This is a genomic window from Bradyrhizobium sp. (assembly GCF_030697065.1).
Lineage (GTDB): Bacteria > Pseudomonadota > Alphaproteobacteria > Rhizobiales > Xanthobacteraceae > Bradyrhizobium.
The window spans coordinates 12,970-31,224 of record NZ_JAUYQU010000116.1; the positions used below are offsets into that span (position 1 = coordinate 12,970).

The 18,255-nt window shown below is 64.4% G+C and carries 18 protein-coding genes and 1 pseudogene; 14 read left to right on the forward strand and 5 right to left on the reverse strand.

Annotated elements, in window-relative coordinates; genetic code table 11:
* Positions 1-73: 73 nt before the first annotated feature.
* On the reverse strand, positions 74-1,261 hold the full coding sequence (locus Q8R73_RS09885) for a pyridoxal phosphate-dependent aminotransferase (RefSeq protein ID WP_305719364.1): 1,188 nt from the start codon (positions 1,259-1,261) through the stop codon (positions 74-76).
* A 117-nt stretch (positions 1,262-1,378) separates the two neighbouring features.
* Here Q8R73_RS09885 and Q8R73_RS09890 point away from each other — a divergent pair, with 117 nt between their 5' ends.
* From Q8R73_RS09890 to Q8R73_RS09930, 9 genes and pseudogenes are all read left to right on the forward strand, one after another.
* Positions 1,379-2,782: a M48 family metalloprotease gene (locus tag Q8R73_RS09890; protein WP_305719365.1), complete on the forward strand. Its 1,404-nt coding sequence runs from the start codon at positions 1,379-1,381 to the stop codon at positions 2,780-2,782.
* An 85-nt stretch (positions 2,783-2,867) separates the two neighbouring features.
* On the forward strand, positions 2,868-3,635 hold the full coding sequence (locus tag Q8R73_RS09895; protein WP_305719366.1) for a DsbA family protein: 768 nt from the start codon (positions 2,868-2,870) through the stop codon (positions 3,633-3,635).
* A gap of 193 nt (positions 3,636-3,828) precedes the next feature.
* Positions 3,829-4,575 carry a DUF1236 domain-containing protein gene (locus tag Q8R73_RS09900; RefSeq protein ID WP_305719367.1) on the forward strand — a complete coding sequence of 249 codons (747 nt, stop codon included), beginning with the start codon at positions 3,829-3,831 and terminating at the stop codon, positions 4,573-4,575.
* Between the two features lie 262 nt (positions 4,576-4,837).
* Positions 4,838-5,305, forward strand: a complete 468-nt coding sequence (gene aroQ / locus Q8R73_RS09905; protein WP_305719368.1) for a type II 3-dehydroquinate dehydratase — start codon at positions 4,838-4,840, stop codon at positions 5,303-5,305.
* A gap of 41 nt (positions 5,306-5,346) precedes the next feature.
* On the forward strand, positions 5,347-5,838 hold the full coding sequence (gene accB, locus Q8R73_RS09910) for an acetyl-CoA carboxylase biotin carboxyl carrier protein (RefSeq protein WP_305719369.1): 492 nt from the start codon (positions 5,347-5,349) through the stop codon (positions 5,836-5,838).
* Between the two features lie 24 nt (positions 5,839-5,862).
* Positions 5,863-7,212 (forward strand): annotated as a pseudogene (gene accC, locus Q8R73_RS09915) (acetyl-CoA carboxylase biotin carboxylase subunit).
* 131 nt (positions 7,213-7,343) lie between these two features.
* The gene (locus tag Q8R73_RS09920) at positions 7,344-8,876 is read left to right on the forward strand and encodes a CHASE3 domain-containing protein (RefSeq protein WP_305719370.1); all 1,533 of its coding nucleotides are present in this window, start codon (positions 7,344-7,346) and stop codon (positions 8,874-8,876) included.
* Positions 8,873-9,313 (forward strand): response regulator, encoded by a 441-nt coding sequence (locus Q8R73_RS09925; protein WP_305719371.1) that lies wholly within the window; start codon positions 8,873-8,875, stop codon positions 9,311-9,313. The genes Q8R73_RS09920 and Q8R73_RS09925 overlap by 4 nt, the downstream gene beginning before the upstream one ends.
* A complete protein-coding gene (locus tag Q8R73_RS09930) occupies positions 9,310-10,401 on the forward strand; it encodes a sensor histidine kinase (RefSeq protein WP_305719372.1) in 1,092 nt (363 codons plus the stop codon). Before Q8R73_RS09925 ends, Q8R73_RS09930 begins: the two co-directional genes overlap by 4 nt.
* Positions 10,402-10,642: 241 nt before the next feature.
* Here the strand turns inward: Q8R73_RS09930 and Q8R73_RS09935 are convergent, their stop codons facing one another.
* Positions 10,643-10,918: a DUF3606 domain-containing protein gene (locus Q8R73_RS09935; protein ID WP_305719373.1), complete on the reverse strand. Its 276-nt coding sequence runs from the start codon at positions 10,916-10,918 to the stop codon at positions 10,643-10,645.
* A gap of 542 nt (positions 10,919-11,460) precedes the next feature.
* Between Q8R73_RS09935 and Q8R73_RS09940 the strand changes: the two genes are divergently transcribed.
* The 3 genes from Q8R73_RS09940 (at position 11,461) to aat (ending at position 13,872) form a co-directional block, all read left to right on the forward strand.
* A complete protein-coding gene (locus Q8R73_RS09940; RefSeq protein WP_305719374.1) occupies positions 11,461-11,898 on the forward strand; it encodes a response regulator in 438 nt (145 codons plus the stop codon).
* Positions 11,895-13,130, forward strand: coding sequence for a histidine kinase dimerization/phosphoacceptor domain -containing protein (locus Q8R73_RS09945; RefSeq protein ID WP_305719375.1), 1,236 nt, complete (start codon positions 11,895-11,897; stop codon positions 13,128-13,130). The genes Q8R73_RS09940 and Q8R73_RS09945 overlap by 4 nt, the downstream gene beginning before the upstream one ends.
* Positions 13,131-13,191: 61 nt before the next feature.
* Entirely contained in the window at positions 13,192-13,872 is a 681-nt protein-coding gene (gene aat / locus Q8R73_RS09950; RefSeq protein ID WP_305719376.1) for a leucyl/phenylalanyl-tRNA--protein transferase, read from the forward strand.
* 9 nt (positions 13,873-13,881) lie between these two features.
* Here aat and Q8R73_RS09955 read toward each other — a convergent pair whose 3' ends face one another.
* Positions 13,882-14,877 carry a DUF2155 domain-containing protein gene (locus tag Q8R73_RS09955; protein ID WP_305719377.1) on the reverse strand — a complete coding sequence of 332 codons (996 nt, stop codon included), beginning with the start codon at positions 14,875-14,877 and terminating at the stop codon, positions 13,882-13,884.
* Positions 14,878-15,079: 202 nt separating this feature from the next.
* Here Q8R73_RS09955 and Q8R73_RS09960 point away from each other — a divergent pair, with 202 nt between their 5' ends.
* Entirely contained in the window at positions 15,080-15,859 is a 780-nt protein-coding gene (locus tag Q8R73_RS09960) for an SDR family NAD(P)-dependent oxidoreductase (protein ID WP_305719378.1), read from the forward strand.
* A gap of 114 nt (positions 15,860-15,973) precedes the next feature.
* A complete protein-coding gene (locus Q8R73_RS09965) occupies positions 15,974-16,921 on the forward strand; it encodes an alpha/beta hydrolase (protein WP_305719379.1) in 948 nt (315 codons plus the stop codon).
* A 98-nt stretch (positions 16,922-17,019) separates the two neighbouring features.
* Here the strand turns inward: Q8R73_RS09965 and Q8R73_RS09970 are convergent, their stop codons facing one another.
* Positions 17,020-17,241: a hypothetical protein gene (locus Q8R73_RS09970; RefSeq protein WP_305719380.1), complete on the reverse strand. Its 222-nt coding sequence runs from the start codon at positions 17,239-17,241 to the stop codon at positions 17,020-17,022.
* An 85-nt stretch (positions 17,242-17,326) separates the two neighbouring features.
* The gene (locus Q8R73_RS09975) at positions 17,327-18,253 is read right to left on the reverse strand and encodes a GlxA family transcriptional regulator (RefSeq protein ID WP_305719381.1); all 927 of its coding nucleotides are present in this window, start codon (positions 18,251-18,253) and stop codon (positions 17,327-17,329) included.
* Positions 18,254-18,255: the final 2 nt, after the last annotated feature.

Sequence of the window (18,255 nt, forward strand, 5' to 3'; positions counted from 1 at the left end):
AGACAGAAAACCGCCCGGCAAAACCGGGCGGTTTTTTTCCAGACGATCCTCTGCCCCGTCGAGATCGACGGGGCTATCCTAGCCATTTCGCGATGCGCGCGACGGCTTCGCGCATCTCGTCGGCGGAACCGGCGTAGGAAAAGCGTACGAACTGTCGGCCATGAACCGGATCGAAGTCGACCCCGGGGGTGGCCGCCACGCGCGCCTGTTCCAGCATCGCGCCGGCAAATGCAAGACTGTCGGAGGTAAATTTGGAGACATCGGCGTAGAGATAGAACGCGCCATCGGCAGGCAGAAACCTTTCGAGCCCGGCCTTCGGCAACCCTTCGATCAGGATGCGGCGGTTCTCCTGATAGCCGCGCTTGATCGCTTCCATCTCGGCGCGGCCATCGAAGGCGGCTTCGGCCGCCATCTGAGACAGCGTCGGCACCGAGATCGAAAGGTTCTGCTGCAACCGCTCGATCGGCCGCACCAGCGATTCCGGCACCACCATCCAGCCGACCCGCCAGCCGGTCATGCAGAAATACTTCGAAAACGAATTGATCACCAGCGCGTGCGGCGACAGTTCCGCCGCCGTGACCGCGGGAAAAGCATAGTCGAGACCGTGGTAGATTTCGTCGGAAATGAAACGGATGCCCGCCTCTTCCGCTGCCGCCATCAGGCTGGTGAGCGCCTCGCGGGACATCATCGTCCCCGTGGGATTGGCCGGGCTGGCGACCAGCACGCCCTTCAGCGGCGTCTTGCGATGGGCCGCCAGCAGGGCTTCGGCGGTCAGCGCGTGACGGGTCTCGCTCGAGGTTTCGATCAGCACCGGCTCGCAGCCGAGCGCAGTCAGGATGTGGCGATACGGCGGATAGCCGGGAACCGTCACCGCGACGCGATCGCCGGGTTCGAACAAGGCGAGAAAGCCCAGGATGAACGCGCCCGACGATCCCGTGGTGATCACGACCCGTTCGGCATCCACCGCGCAGCCGTAGGTCTCGCGGTAATGCCGGGCGATCCGGGCGCGCAACGAGGGAATGCCCAGCGCCGAGGTATAATCGATCCGGCCGAGTTCGAGGGCGGCGTGCGCGGCGGCGATCGCGGGCTTCGGCGCCGACGCCGAGGGTTGCCCGACTTCCATGTGAATGACATGGCCGCCGGCCGCTTCGATGCGGGCCGCCGCCGCCATCACGTCCATCACCATGAAGGGCGGAACATCGCTTCGCGCCGACGCCGTCAGCAGGCCCCTCGCCCGGTCACTCAATGTCGCATCCAGCATCGATATCTGCTATTCGAACCCGGGAAAACGAGGCACCGGCGCCCCAGACAAGCCGCATTCGGCGGCTTGTTAGGGCATATAACGTATCCGGTCCGCCGCCAATCCCCAGAAAAAGCCATGTTGCCCGGTATCGCGCTGCGCCAGAATATCTCGAGATTGACGGCCGTCATCACGGCGGTTGCGCTCGTCCTTGCGCCGATGCCGGCGCTCGCGCAGGGCGGGGGTCTGCGCGTTCTCCGCGACACCGAATCCGAGCAATTGCTGCGCGACTACACCCGCCCGATCCTGCGCGCGGCGGGCATGGAGAAGCAGAACATCCAGATGGTCATCATCAACGACGGGGCCTTCAACGCCTTCGTCGCGGATGGTCGGCGCATTTTCGTGAACTATGGCGCCATCATGCAGTCCGAGACCCCGAACCAGATCATCGGGGTGATGGCGCACGAAACCGCGCATCTCGCCGGCGGCCATCTCTCCAAACTGCGCCAGCAACTGGCTACCGCGCAAACCCAGATGATCATCGCCATGCTGCTCGGCGCCGGCGCGCTGGTCGCGGGCTCGCGCGGCGGCAACGCCAATAGCGGCCTTGCCAATGTCGGCGCCGCGGCGATGTCCGCGCCGCAGGAGGTGATCCGCCGCACCCTGCTCTCCTATGTACGCCAACAGGAAGAGAACGCCGACCGCGCCGGGGTCAAGTTCCTGACCGCCACCGGCCAGTCCGCCAAGGGCATGTACGAAACCTTCAAGCGGTTCACCAATGAGAGCCTGTTTGCCGCGCGCGGTTCCGATCCCTACGTGATGTCGCATCCGATGCCGGCCCAGCGTGTCGAAGCGCTCGAAGGGCTGGCGCGTTCGAGCCCCTATTGGGACAAGAAGGATGACCCGGCCCTGCAACTGCGTCACGACATGGTGCGCGCCAAGATCTCGGCCTTCATGGAACGGCAGGACACCGTCTACCGGCGCTATCCGCTGTCGAACGCGAGCCTGCCGGCGCGCTATGCCCGCGCCATTGCCACCTACCGGCATGGCGACCTGCGCAGCGCGATCGCCCAGATCGACGGGCTGATCCAGTTACAACCGACCAACCCCTATTTTCATGAATTGCGCGGCCAGGCGCTGCTGGAAGGCGGCAAGCCGGCGGAGGCCGTCGCGCCGCTGCGCAAGGCGGTGCAGCTGTCGAATCATGCGCCGCTCATCGAGATGTTACTTGGGCAGGCGCTGGTAGGGACTAATAATAACGCCCATACGGAAGAAGCGATTTCGATTCTGCGCGCGGCGGTCGCGCGCGAAACCGAGGCACCGATCGGCTATATGCAGCTCGCGATGGCCTACGGCCGAAAAGGAGACCTTGCGCAGGCCGACCTCGCTTCCGCACAGGCGGCCTATCTGCGCGGCGACAACAAGACCGCGCGCGACCTGGCCTCGCGGGCAAAGACCCGGTTCGCGATCGGCACGCCCGGCTGGGTCAAGGCCGACGACATCGTCTCTGCCAGGCCGCTGCCCGGCCAGAAGGGCAACTAGAAATACACCAAAGCCGAACCCGGGTTTCGTGAAACCGGCTCCCGCTAACGACCCGTCCAGTCCATTCGTCCAAGAGGATTTGCCAATGCCCTCATTCCGCCTGCTCGCCGCCGCCCTGTTCGCGCTCGTCCTCTGCGGGGCGGCGATGCCGGCTTCCGCGCAGGGCTTTTCCGACGCCCAGCGCGGCGATATCGAAGTCATCGTCCGGAATTACCTGCTCAAGCATCCCGAGGTGCTGGAAGAGGCGATGGCCGAACTGAGCAAGCGCCAGTCCGCTGCCGAGGCCGAGAAGCATGCCGAGGGCGTCACCAGGAATGCCGAGGCGATCTTCAAGTCGCCGCGCGGCGTCACCGTCGGCGCCAGGGACGGCGACGTCACCATGGTCGAATTCTTCGACTACAATTGCGGCTACTGCAAACGCGCCATGATGGACATGATGGAGCTGATGAAATCCGATCCGAAACTGAAGGTGGTGCTGAAGGAATTCCCGGTGCTGGGCCCGACTTCCGTCGAAGCCGCCCAGGTCGGGGTCGCCGTGCGCATGCAGGACCCCAGCGGCAAGAAGTATCTCGACTTTCACCAGAGACTGCTGAACGGCAGGGGCCAGGCTGACAAGGCGCGGTCGATGGCGGCCGCCAAGGAAGCCGGCGTCGACATGGCCAGGCTGGAAAAGGATATCGCCAGTCCGGAAGTGCGCGCCACGCTGGAGGAGAACTTCAAGCTCGCCGAAGCGATGGGCATGAACGGCACGCCGAGCTACGTGATCGGCAAGCAGGTGGTGATTGGCGCGGTCGGCGTCGAAACCCTGCGGGAAAAAATCGGCATCGCGCGTTGCGGCAAGGTGACGTGCTGATCGACAACCTGCCGCCGCGCTGCTGAACTGAGAGGCCGGTTCGCGAGCCGGCCTTTCGTTTGCGCCTTTTTCAGGCGGCGCGGTTCATCACGCATTCATCAAACAAAATCGATGGAACCCGCCAACACGCGGAACATCGTCTCACTGGCACCGTTGTCGCCGCGGGCAATGTAATCAGGTGAGGAGATATTCCATGGGTAATCGTTTCATGATTTCGGTAGCGACCGCGGCGCTGATCGCGGGCAGCGGGTTCGCCTACGCGCAGGGTGCAGGCGGTGCAGGTGGAGCAGGCGGCGGCGCTGCCGGCGGTGGGAGTGCGCCCGCGGCCCAGCAAGCTCCGGCGCCGTCCGGCGGTGCGATGAACCGCGACTCCGGCGGAGCTGCGGGAATGAGCAAGGATAGTGCGCAGTCCAAGGACGGAATGAGCAAGGACGGAGCAAAATCCGTGCAATCCAAGGACGGTATGTCCAAGGACGGTATGTCCAAGGACCGCGCCCAGTCCAAGGACGGCATGAGCAAGGATGGCGCGAAGGACAGCGCACAGTCCAGGGACGGGTCCAAGGACGGGATGAGCAAGGACGGTGCGAAGAACGCCCAGTCCAAGGATGGCGCGAAGGACAGCGCACAGTCCACGGATGGCAAGTCCTCGGCGACCACCGGCAACGCCGCCACCTCGGCGACCGCTGCCCCGCCGCCCGAAAAGCGCACCCAGATCGTGTCTGCCATCAAGTCGGAGACGAGCATTAAGCCGACCACCAACGTCAACTTCAATGTCTCGATCGGAACACGGGTCCCGAGTTCGGTCACCTTCTATCCGCTTCCGCCGCGGATCGTTGAGATCTACCCGGAATGGCGCGGCTATCAGGTCATCCTGGTCGGCGGTCGCTACGTCATCGTTCGGCCCCAGACCTACGAGATCGTCTACATCATCGAGGGCTGACGGCTGGATACGGTTATCTATCCCGGTGCTTGGGGCGGGCAGCAATGCCCGCCCTTTTGCGTGAGCCGCCGACCGCCGCTGGACGGGCCTGCCGACCGTCCATGTCAAAACCTTGGTTAACCAGCTATTTACGCAGGTTCCAGCTGGCTTTTTACAAGCCGCGTGAAGGATTTGGGCCGGAGCCCGGGCCGCCTAAAGGCTTCCCCTTGGGCCTGTTGTTACCTATAACCCCGCCACCGCAGCATCATTTACCGGGATCTGGATGGCCGAGAGACCTGCCGAGACGATTTACGTGCTCAACGGCCCCAACCTCAATCTGTTGGGGATCCGCGAGCCGCAGACCTACGGCCACGCCAGGCTCGCGGACGTCGAACAGCTCTGCGAACAGACCGCTGCATTGTTCGGCCTCAAGGCCGATTGCCGGCAGTCCAACCGCGAAGGCGAACTGATCGATTTCATTCACGAGGCGCACGCCAAACAGGCCGCCGGGATCATCATCAATGCCGGCGGCTATTCGCATACCTCGATCGCGCTGCATGATGCGCTGGTGGCGGTGAAAATTCCGACCGTCGAAGTGCACATCAGCAATATCCACGCCCGCGAGGATTTCCGTCATCATTCCTTCACCGCCCGGGCCGCGTTCGCATCGCTTTGCGGCTTCGGCATCGACGGTTACCGGTTGGCGATCAACGGCCTTGCCGCCAAAATCGGCGTCAAGGCGACCGCTTGACGCCTTCGCCCGTCACACACAGAAAGCTCCGGATCAAGATCATGGCGCGCCAGCCTGACGATACAAAAGACGCGAAGTTCAAGAGCGACGACAGCGCGCTTATTCGCGAACTCGCATTGCTGCTCGACGAGACCAGCCTCACCGAGATCGAGATCGAGCGCTCCGGCCTGCGGGTGCGGGTCGCCCGCAACATCAGCATCGCCGCATCAATGCCGGCGAATTTCCACCAGATGGCTTCCGGCCCCGCGGCATCCGCCGCGAGCGTGACACCGGCGGCCATCGCCGATCTGGCAAAACACCCGGGCGTGGTGCCCTCGCCGATGGTCGGCACCGCCTATTGGGCGTCCGAGCCCGGCGCCAAGCCGTTCATCGAGGTCGGCACCAAGGTGGTGGTCGGACAGACCCTGCTGATCATCGAAGCTATGAAGACGATGAACCAGATCCCGTCGACGCGCGCGGGCACCGTGACGCAGATTCTCGTCGAGGACGGCCAGCCGGTCGAATTCGGCGAACCGCTCGTCATCATTGAATAGATTCCGTCAACGTCAGGCGCCGCGATGTTCGACAAGATCCTGATAGCCAATCGCGGCGAGATCGCACTGCGCATCCTGCGGGCGTGCAAGGAACTCGGCATCGCCACTGTCGCGGTGCATTCCACCGCCGACGCCGACGCCATGCATGTCCGGCTGGCCGACGAGAGCGTCTGCATCGGCCCGCCGCCGTCGAAGGACAGCTATCTCAACGTCCCGGCGCTGCTGGCGGCCTGCGAGATCACCGGCGCCGACGCGGTGCATCCCGGCTACGGCTTCCTGTCGGAAAACGCCCGCTTCGCCGAGATTCTCGCCGAGCACAATCTGCATTTCATCGGGCCCAAGGCCGAGCATATCCGCCTGATGGGCGACAAGATCGAGGCCAAGAAGACCGCGAAGAAGCTCGGCATTCCCGTGGTGCCGGGCTCCGACGGCGCGGTTGGCGCCGAGGACGACGCGATGGCGATCGCCGAGGCAATCGGCTTTCCGGTGCTGGTGTAAGCCGCCTCCGGCGGCGGCGGCCGCGGCATGAAGGTGGCGCAGACCCCCGAAGACCTGCTGCTGGCGCTGTCGACCGCGTCCAACGAGGCCAAATCGGCCTTCGGCGACGCCTCGGTCTATCTGGAAAAATACCTGCAGAAGCCGCGTCACATCGAGATCCAGATCCTCGGCGACGGACGCGGCGGCGCCATCCATCTCGGCGAGCGCGATTGCTCGCTGCAGCGGCGCCACCAGAAGATCTGGGAGGAAGGCCCCTCGCCGGTGCTGGCGGCGGCGGCCCGCGCCAGCATCGGCGCCACCTGCGCCAAGGCGATGCAGGACATGAAATATCTCGGTGTCGGCACCATCGAATTCCTGTTCGAGGACGGCGAGTTCTATTTCATCGAAATGAACACCCGGATCCAGGTCGAGCATCCCGTCACCGAGTCGATCACCGACATCGACCTCGTGCTGGAACAGATCCGCATCGCCGCCGGCGGCGACCTGCCGGCGACGCAGGACGAGATCCAGATCATCGGCCATGCCATCGAATGCCGGGTCAACGCCGAAAACCCCCAGACCTTTCGCCCCTCACCCGGCAAGATCACGCAATACCATCCGCCGGGCGGCCTCGGCGTGCGGATCGATTCCGCTGTCTATCAGGGCTACGTCATTCCGCCCTATTACGACTCGCTGGTCGGCAAGCTGATCGTCCACGGCAAGACCCGCGGCGAGTGCCTGATGCGGCTGCGCCGCGCGCTCGACGAAATGGTGGTCGAGGGCATCGAGACCACGCTGCCGCTGTTCCGGGCGCTGGTGCGGGAGCCTGCCATTATCGACGGCGACTACCATATCCACTGGCTCGAACAATATCTGGCCGGCCAGGCGCCGCGCTGAGCGGCCATTTGATCGAAAGTTTTTGCGGGACCGCTGGAACCAATTGTCCGCAAGGACGTTTTATGGGGCCGGGAAGCCTTCCCGCCCCCGGGGACTGCTGGAATTCCAATACTTCATGATTCGAGTCTGCTGTGACGCCTGACGCCACGCGCCGGCGCGCGATTGGCCAGATCCTGCTGCTTGCGGCGGGATTTTTCGTGCTGGTCTCGATCACCACCGCCTCCATCCTGCTCGTCAACCGGGCCCGCGACGACAACGCCAGGGTTGTGCACACCGTCGAGGTCGAAAACCTGATCAACACCCTGCTGCTGGACATCCGCCGCGCCGAAAGCGCCGCGCGCGGCTATCTGCTGACCGGCGGGGCGGAGTTCCTGAGCGATCACGAAGCCGCAGTTTCGACCATCCTCCCCAGCGTCGGCAATCTGGCGAAGGCGACATCGGACAATCCGCGGCAGGTCGACAACATCGGGAAATTGCGGGCGGCGGTCGAAACCCGGCTCGACCAGTTCAAGCGGGAGATGGAGTTCGTCAGGCAGAACCAGCCGGAGGCCGCCAAGGCGCTGGTGCGCGAGGCTGCCGCCGGCAATACCGCCGGCACGGTCCGGCAATTGGCGGCTGCCATGAGCGCCGAGGAAGCGAATCTGTTCCGCCTGCGAACGGCCAGCGCCGACCGCAGCCAGTGGTTGGCAGGGATCGTGACCGCCGCCGGCTCAGGCCTCGTGATCGCGCTGGCCGGCATTTCCATTTTTCTGGTGCGGCGCTCGTCGCGAGCGCGCGACGCCGCCGAGGGCCTGTTGCGCGACAGCAACCTCAACCTGGAGTCCACCGTCGACGAGCGCACCGCCGACCTGCGTGAGGCCAACGAGGAGATCCAGCGCTTCGCCTATATTGTCAGCCACGATTTGCGTTCGCCGCTGGTCAACATCATGGGCTTTACCAGCGAACTTGAGGAGCTGCGCGGCGACATTTTCCGGCGGATCGCCACCCTCGCCCGTGCGGAGACCGAGGCACCGACGACGCCCGACAATGCCACCAATACGGCCGAGCCCACCCTCGAAGGTGCCGACAAGCAGTTGTCGCAGGATTTCTCCGAGGCGCTCGGCTTCATCAAATCCTCGATCGCCAAGATGGACCGCCTGATCACCGCGATCCTCAACCTGACCCGCGAGGGACGGCGCGAATTCCAGCCGGTACGGATCGATACCCGCGAGCTGATCGAGGCGATCGTGAGCACCGTGGCGCATCAGGCCGCGGAGGCCGAGGCCAGCATCCACATCGAACCGCTGCCGGACATCGTCAGCGACCGCCTCGCCATGGAACAGATTTTTTCCAACCTGATCGACAACGCGCTAAAGTATCTCAAGCCGGGAGTTCCCGGCGATATCCGTGTCCGGGCCCGGACCAAGCTCGGCTTTGCCATTTTCGAGGTCGCGGACAACGGACGCGGCATCGATCCCAAGGACCACCAGCGGATTTTCGACCTGTTTCGCCGCGCCGGCACCCAGGACAAACCCGGCCAGGGGATCGGACTTGCCCATGTCAGGGCCTTGGTGAGACGGCTCGGGGGAACCATGTCGGTTTCGTCGGAACTCGACCGCGGCAGTACCTTTACCATCACGCTGCCCATCCGCTGGGCAGCGACCAACCGGAACAGGGAATCATGAGCAATCCAGTCACCATCATCATGATCGAGGACGACGAGGGACATGCCCGTCTGATCGAGCGCAATATCCGCCGCTCCGGCGTCAACAACGAGATCGTGCCGTTCACCAACGGTACAGATGCGGTCAAATACCTGTTCGGCAGCGACGGCAGCGGCCTCGTCCACAAGGGCAACGCGCTCCTGATCCTGCTCGACCTGAATTTGCCCGACATGACCGGCATCGACATCTTGCGCCGGGTCAAGGAAAATACTCATCTCAAATGCGCCCCGGTCGTCGTGCTCACCACGACGGACGACTCCCAGGAAATCAAGCGCTGCTATGAGCTCGGCGCCAACGTCTACATTACCAAGCCGGTGAACTACGAAAGCTTCGCCAACGCCATTCGCCAGCTCGGACTGTTCTTCTCCGTTATTCAGGTACCGCCTGCCGCCATATGACCGCGATCAAGCCCACATTGCTCTACATCGACGACGACGCGGCGCTGGCCCGGCTGGTGGATCGCGGCTTGACGCGTCTGGGCTTCACGGTGGTCCATGCGATCGGCGGCGCCGAGGGGCTGGAGCGGCTGAAACAGGGCGGCATCGACGTCATCGCGCTCGACCAGTACATGCCCGGCCTCGATGGCCTCGAGACGCTGGAGCGTATCCTGGCGGTCCCGCAGGCGCCGCCGGTGGTGTTCGTCACCGCGTCGCAGGATTCCGCGATCGCCGTTACCGCGCTGAAGACCGGTGCCGTCGACTACCTGGTCAAGGACGTCCAAGGCGATTTCATCCCGCTGCTCCATGTCGCCGTCGACGGCGCCATCCGGCAGGCGATGGTTCGCAAGGCCCGAGACGAGGCCGAGGCCGAGGTGCACGCGTCGCGCGACCGCTATGCCGCGCTCGCCGCGGAGCGCGAGGTGCTGCTGCGCGAGGTCAACCATCGCGTCGGCAACTCGCTGCAGATCATCGCCTCGCTGTTGCACCTGCAGGCCAATTCCAGCAACCAGGATGACGTCAAGGCTGCGCTGACCAATGCGATGGGGCGGGTCGCCGCGGTGGCGCAGGTGCACCGCCGGCTCTACACCTCGCATGATCTCAAAAGCGTGCTCCTGAACCAGTATCTCGAGGCCCTGCTCGAGGATCTCAGGCGGTCGGCCGAGGGCAACAAAATGTCGCGGCTGACCCTGAAATCCGAATCGGTCGAAATCGATCCCGACCGCGCGGTGGCGATCGGCATCATCGTCAACGAACTGGTCATGAACGCGGTGAAATATGCCTACCCCGACGGCGCCGGACCGATCCACGTCACTCTCGACGCCGACGGTGACGATGTGGAACTGGCGATTCGCGACGATGGCGTCGGGCTGAACGTCAAGACCGACCCGCGCTCCACCGGCATGGGCCAGCGTATCGTCTCGGCGATGGCCACGAAACTGGAAGCCGAGGTCGAGCGCGATCCCAACCATTCCGGTACGAGGATCGTACTGCGGTTTCGCCGTATCAATAAAGCAGCGGTTAAGCCTGACCGCGCGGTGGCGGGCTGAGGCGCAATTCCGGCGTCACGAACCACCGAGCACGATGCTCAGGTGCCGGAATAGGCAATCACAAGGGCGGCAACTGCCAGAACGCAACTGACGAGCAGCACTAGAAGAACCGGCCTGCCCAAACGACCGCCCCTTGCCTCGACCGCCGTCTCAACGACTTGCTTTCCATCTTTGTGCACTTGAAATCTCCTGTGAGAGGCCAACGGCCCGCCTCTCGCAAGGTTCCCGAGACCATGAAGGTTCAATGTTCGATCGCACTGGCCTGGTGGCCGGCCACGGCGTCAGAAGGTTCTTCCAGAAGAGCACTATCGAGAGCACCTGCGCTTTGAACCGGCGCGACCGCTGGCGTTGCTTTTTGAAACTCCTTGCTCAGTGCCGCGATTGAGTTACCCACTTTTCCGATAGCGAGATGCAAATCGCCAGTCGATATGCCGAGACGCTTTTTCAGGCTTCGGACCTGACCGGGATCGGACAGGTCAATCTTGTTTCGCATGGCTTGCGGTTTGGAACGGTGCATCTCGGACTTCTCCCTCGGGATAGACCAACTGCACCTGAAGATGATCGTTCCGCATTTTTCCAGGAGAGATGGTGTCGGCATGCTTCACCTACAGCGATCGGCAGCTCCGGCCTTCGCGTACGCAACGCTTAGCCGCTCATCAGTTGAGGCGAGCTGTCCGTCCGCAACTACCGACAATCATTCAACGAAGTCCGAGAAAGCCGGCGACAAAGAGAATTACGACGATAACGCCGATGATGTAGAAAATATTCATGGTTCACACTCCAGTTGAGGCATTTCGTCATGAAGCGCCACGCCTTTGATGAACGCTTCCGACTATGAGTAAGTTCCCCGGAGCCGGCGGATTGAAGACTGCTCCCCGACAAGGCTGCAGGCGGCGACTTTCATGACATGGTCAAAATTGCACAGACTTTATTTCACATGCCGGGCAACCTTTGCGCGGGCGTTGTGTTTGGAAACGGCGAGTCCATGGCCGACCCCACGGCTTTTGAATTGTCAGCGGGCAACGCGGCGACCTTGTCGCCAGGCCGGGAGGAACGGGCGTGCTCAGGGTATTGATCGCCGAGGACGATCTGATGATCGCCGATCTGGCGGAAGAGGTTCTCGTTGACGCCGGATACGAAGTCTGCGGCATCGCTCGCACGGTGGCAGAGGCCGTAGCCCTGGCTCACAAGCACAAGCCCGATCTTGCCGTGCTCGATTTTCGCCTTGCCGATGGCGGTCTGGGGACCGAAATTGCCGCACAGTTGCTGCCGCTCGGCAAGCTCGGCGTACTTTATGCCACAGGAAATACGTCGCAGGTCGTGCTCACGACCGCCGACGGCGACGCCGTCCTTTCCAAACCTTATAGTTCTACCGATCTGGTGCGTGCCCTGAAAATCGTCAGCGAGATTGCCAGCGGTAACACGTTGCCGCCGTTCCCGAACGGCTTCCAGATGCTTCGTCCGGCAGCCACCGCTCCGCCAATGGCCACAGCATGAGCGACGACGGCGCAAAAGTACGAAAACTTCTGCGCCAGCAAGCGGCGATTGCCCGCTTCGGCAGCTTTGCTCTCCGCGAGACGGACCTGGAGAAGGTTCTGACCGAGGCGGCGCGAGTCTGCGCCGAAAGCCTTGATGTCCCCTACGCCAAAGTATGCCGGTACCGCGCTGCGGAGAACGACCTTCACATCGAGGCCGGACACGGCTGGAAGGCCGGAGTCATCGGTTCGGCCGTCAGCGCCGATCCGACCTCGCCTCAAGGCCGGGCGTTCGTCACCGGCGAGCCGTCGATCTGCAATGACGTCCGCAAGGAACACGATTTCGAACTGCCCCGGTTCTATGCCGCTCACGGGATCGTTTCGACCGTCGACGTCGTCATCCACGTCAAGAATGACACCAGGCCCTATGGCGTGCTGGAGATCGACAATGACCGACAGCACCACTACGATCAGCACGATGTCGACTTCCTCACCGGCTTCGCCAATGTTCTGGCCGAAGCCGTCGCGACCTCGACGCGGACGGCAACCCTGCAGAACACCATCGAGCAGATGAAAGTTCTGGTCCGGGACAAGGACCGGCTGCTGGACCAGAAGAACGTCCTGGCGGAAGAACTGCAACATCGGGTTCGCAACAATCTGCAGCTGGTCTACGGAATGCTGAACAGACAGCTGGGCGACACTGCCGACAGGGGCGGGCAACGGGGCATCAAGGCGATCGCTCGCCGGGTTTCCACCCTTGCCCAGGTGTATGACCATCTGCTCGGCGCCGAGATGAGCCGCACCATCGATTTCGGCAGCTACATCAAATCGCTTTGCCTCCACCTCGCCGAGATACAGGGTGCGCCGGAGGACGCCGTCACGCTGAAGTGTGACAGCGAGCCGTTCATCGTCGATCTCGACACGGCGACGGCACTCGGGATTGTCGTGACGGAGGTAGTGACCAACAGCTACGACCACGCCTTCCCCGACGGAAACGGATCGATCGTGGTCTCCGTCCGGAGCGTTGGTCCACACGGCAGCACGATGACCATCACCCTCCGCGATGACGGCGCGGGCTTCAAGGCCCAGGCCGAAAGCAAGCGGCACGGGCTTGGCCTGGTGCGCCGTCTGGTTGAACAGGTCGGAGGGACGGCGCGACTTGACTCGGACGACGGCACGGTATGGACCATCGAGATCCCCGTTTCCCCGTTGGCCTTGCCGGATGCGGCCGTGACCGTCGCACGCGCAGGCTGAACAGCGGCCCGAGACGCGGCGAGCTAGCCGCCCCTGCCCCGAAACTGCTATCCTTCCGCCCATGACGTCGCGCGATTCCGCTTCCTCCGACATCACGCCTGAAGTGCTGCTGCGCGCCTATGCCTGCGGCATCTTTCCGATGGCCGAAAGCGCCGACGATCCCACCCTGTTCTGGGTCGAGCCGGAAATGCGCGGCGTGATACCGCTCGACGGCTTCCGCATCGCCACGCGACTGGCGCGCACCGTGCGCTCGGACGCGTTCAGCGTCACGGTCAACACCGCCTTCAAGGCGGTGATTGCCGGCTGCGCCGCGCCGCAGCCCGGCCGCGACGACACCTGGATCAACAAGCGGATCCGCGACCTCTATCTCGGGCTGCACGGGCTCGGGCACTGCCACAGCGTCGAGGTCTGGCAGAACGACGATCTGGTCGGCGGCCTCTACGGCGTCAGCCTCGGCCGCGCGTTTTTTGGCGAGAGCATGTTTCACCGTGCCCGCGACGCCTCCAAGGTGGCGCTGGTGCATCTGGTGGCGCGGCTGATCGCGGGCGGCTTCGAACTGCTCGACACCCAATATGTCACCGGGCATCTGCGCAGCTTCGGCGCGGTCGAGATTCCGCGCCGGCGCTACACCGCGCTGCTCGACAAGGCGATCAAGGGCGCCGCCGCCGATTTCGCCAGGTTGCCGGCCGATGCTCCCGTCAGCGGCGCGCGGGCGCTGGAGATCATTGCGGCGCGCGGCTGACCGGCGTCGCTACCTGAAGATCCCGAACAGGCCGCCGGGCTGCTGTTGTTGCGGCGGAGGCGGCGGCGGTTGCTGGAATTGCGGCTGCGGCGGCGGTGCCGAACGCTGGACCTGCTGCTTCGGCGGCGCGCGTTTCTGGGCCGGCGGTGGCGGCGGGGCGGGTTTCGGCGGCTCGGGCGCCGCGGTGACGATGGTGGTTTCCGGGCCTTTGCAGTCGGTCAGCCAGATGTCGTAGATCGGATGTTCGACGCCGTGCAGGCCCGGGCTCGCCGCATACATCCAGCCGGAAAAGATTCGCTTCACCTCGCCCTGCAGCGTGATCTCGTCGACCTCGACGAAGGCGTCGGTGTTGGCGGCCTCGGTCGCCGGTCGGGTATAGCAGGCGCTGGTCTTGACCCGGAGCGCGCCGAACTGGACGGTTTCGCCGATATCCTCGTCAAAATTGATGATCCGTCCGGTGATCTTGTCCAACCCGGAAAAGCTCGCCTTCCTGTTGACTATCTTCTGCGCCGGCGGCTCCGTGACCACCTCGTCGCCCGGCTGCAGGCTGGCCGGCGTCTGGGGCACGGCGCCCCCCTTGGGCTGGCGTTGTCCCGGCGGCAGGCCCGGCAGGGTGCCCGGCTGCGGGGGTGCTACCGCGATGCCCGGCGGGGTATTTTGCGGAATCACGGTGGTGCCGGGCGGCGGCGCCAGCGGCTGGATCTGCACCGCTCCCGGCGGCGGCACACCCTGCCCCGGCGGCGGACGGTTGGGCGTCGGCAGCAGCCGGCCCCGCGGCAGTTCCGGCACTTCCTCGTCGTCGTCCTCGAACTGCGGTTGCTCCCTGCCGCCGCGCGGAACGGCGCCGGGCGGGCGCGGCGGCGGATCGGAAAAGATATTGCCGATCTGCGCCTGCGCCGGTGGCGCGAGCGAGATGGTCGAGGCGGCCACGAAAGCCGCAAATCCGGTCAGGGCAATGGTTCGAAACATCTCGCGGCTTTGAAAGGCGAATCGGGCTCGCGACATTGTACTGACTTATCCGCCGCTCGCAGGATCACCGGTTAACACGGCGAATACGGCGGGGAAAGGGCGGCTTTCCCCCTGCCCCGCCTACTGGTCAGCCCCCGCCACAAATGAAATAATCCCGCCCGATCAAGCTTCGCGCGGGGCCACCCGCGCCTGATCGCAGGACATCCGGGCCAACCGGAGCAACAGGGGAAACACTGCCATGACCGATCGAATTCGCCTCGATGGCCGGGTCGCCGTCGTCACCGGGGCTGCCGGCGTCATCGGCACCGCGACCATGCAGTTGCTGGCCGCACGCGGCGCCCGCCTCGTCGCGGTCGACCGCCGGGAACAGGACCTCAAGGCGGCGATCAAGGATCTGCCGGCCTCGGCGCAGGCGCTGGCGGTCGCCGCCGACGTCACCGATGAGGACGAGGTCGCCGGCTATGTCCGCGCCGCCATCGACCGATTCGGCACCATCGACGCCTTCTACAACAACGCCGGCATCGAGGGCGACATCAAGCCGATCACCGATTATCCGCTCGAGATGTTTCGCCGCGTGCTCGACGTCAACGTGGTCGGGGTGTTTCTTGGAATGAAGCACGTTCTCCCGGTGATGCTGAAGCAGAACAAGGGCAGCATCATCAATACCGCATCGATCGCCGGCCTGATGGGATCGCCGCACATCGCGGTCTACAGCGCCAGCAAACATGCCGTGATCGGGCTCACCAAGTCAGCGGCATGGGAATGCACCGGCACCGGCGTGCGGGTCAATTGCGTCTGCCCCGGCCTGATCGACAGCCGCATGCTGAGCACCATTCTGCAGGGGCGCAACGGAGGCAATTCGCCGCCTCCGATCGACAAGATCGTCGACCGCATTCCGGCGCGGCGGATGGGACAGGCCTTCGAAGTCGCCTCCATCGTCGCATTTCTGGCCTCCGACGAAGCGAGCTATGTCTCGGGCTCGTCCTACACCGTCGATGGCGGACGAACCGCCGCCTGAGATTTCGTCATTCCGGGGCGATGCGTCAGCATCGAACCCGGAATCTCGAGGTTCCGGGTTCGCCCGCTTCGCGCGCGCCCCGGCATGACAACATCAAACATCAAAGGTCCTGCCATGCCCGCTGTTCTCGATCCCGATGCCGCCGCCGTCTTCAAAGCATTCCAGGAGGCGGGACGGCCGCCTTACGAGACGGTCGGACCTGTCGAGGCACGCCGGCTCTATCTGGCCGGCCGCATCGTTTCCAACCCGGAACCGCCCGAACTCGAATCGACCGAGCCGCTTTCGATCCCCGCCCCGCACGGATCGGTTCCGGCACGGGTCTACACCCCGAAAAATCCGCGGCAGTCGGATGGTCTCGCGCCCGCGCTGGTGTTCTTTCACGGCGGCGGCTGGGTGATCGGCGATCTCGATTCCCATGACGTGGTGTGCCGCAAGCTGGCCGACGAAGGCCGGCTGATCGTGATATCGGTGGATTATCGCCTGGCGCCGGAGCATAAATTCCCCGCCGCCGTCGATGACGCCATCGCCGCGACGGAGTGGATCGCCGAAAACGCCAAACAGCTCGGCATCGACGCTACAAGGCTGAGCGTCGGCGGCGACAGCGCCGGCGGCAATCTCGCCGCGGTGGTCGCGATAGCGGCCCGCGACGGCAACGGGCCAGCGATCGCGAGCCAGGTGCTGATCTATCCCGCCACCGATTTCGCGATGACGCATCCCTCGCACCGCGAGCCGGAGACCAGCCTGCTGCTGACCCATTCGGTCATCAAGTGGTTTCGCGATCACTATCTGAACGGCGCCGCCGACGTGCATGACTGGCGCGCCTCGCCGGCGCGCGCGGCAACGCTGGTGGGATTGCCGCCGGCCTATGTGCTGACCGCCGGCGCCGATCCGCTGCGCGACGAAGGCGACGAATACGCGGCGCGACTGAAGGAGGCCGGCGTGACGGTGACCTACCGGCACTTCCCCGGCCAATTCCACGGCTTCTTCACCATGGGCAAATTGCTGCAACAGGCCAACGTCGCCGCCAGCGAGATCGGCGCGTGGCTGAGGGCGCAGGGCTAGCATTGCGTGAGAGGTCGAGGGCTGCCGCAAAACGCAAGAAGCGCGTGAGGAGATCCATCTCCGTCACGCGCCCCGCGGTCTGCATAATGTGCGCCTTGTTAGAAGACGCCAAACAAAGCGGCCACGATGATCAGGCTGATCGGCACGCCAAGAAACCAGAGAATGATCGGCATCATGAATCTCCTTCGCAAGGTTGAGTTGCTGGAATAACGAGCTTTGAAACCCGTTGTTCCAAAAAACTCTGCGCTTGCGATGCGCCAAATCAGCATCGCGACGAGGAACTTTCGGAGAAGTTGGAAATGCAGCGGAGGCGCAATCATGGCCCCGACGATTATGTGCCGGCTGCTCTGCCAGCGAGCTACCCGCAAACATCGCGCGGCAGCTTTTCAATCGTAGCCCCTCGCCTCATCCTGCCCGCGCCGCGCGGCGCAGCGATTGCGGCGGCTGGCCGAAGGCGCGGATGAAGGCGCGGCGCATCCGCTCGGGGTCGCGAAAGCCGGTAGCCTCGGCGACGCGCTCGATCGCCTCCGACGAGGATTGCACGCGCTGGCGCGCCACCTCGATGCGCAGGCGCTCCACGGCCTTCGATGGCGTGGTGCCGGTCTCCGCAATGAAAGCGCGGGCGAAATGCCGCGAACTCATGCCGGCCTGCTCGGCCATGTCCTCTACCGTCAGCGGCGCGTCGAGATTCTCGCGCGCCCACGCCAGCAAGGGCGCGAAGCGACCCGTCGGCGCCTTCAATTCCAGCAGTGAGGAGAATTGGGACTGGCCGCCGCTGCGGCGATGGTAGAGCACGAGCTGGCGCGCCGCCTGCCGCGCGATCTCGTCGCCAAAATCCTCCGCCGCCATCGCCAGCGCCAGATCGATGCCGGCGCTGATCCCGGCTGAACTCCAGATATTGCCGTCGCGGACGAAGATCCGGTCGGGCTCCAGTTTTATGCCGGGATAGGCTTTGACGAAATGCGGGGTGCGCTGCCAGTGCGTGGTGGCGCGGCGGCCGTCGAGCACGCCGGCCTCGGCCAGGATGTAGGCGCCCGAGCAGACGCTGGCGACACGGATGCCGCGCTTCGCGGCCGATCGCACGAAGCCCAGCGTCTTCGGACAGGTCGCCGCCTGCCGCACCCCCTCGCCGCCGGCCACGATCAGGGTGCTGATACCGGCCGACGGTTTGAGGCCCCGCGCCAGCATCTCCACGCCGGAACTGCTGCGAACGGGACCCGGCGACGCCGCCAGCACCTTGATCGACGGCGTCCGGCCGGCGAAGCGGGCCGCGATCTCGAACGCCGAAATCGGTCCGGCCGCGTCCAGCAACTGGAAGTCCGGAAATATCAGCA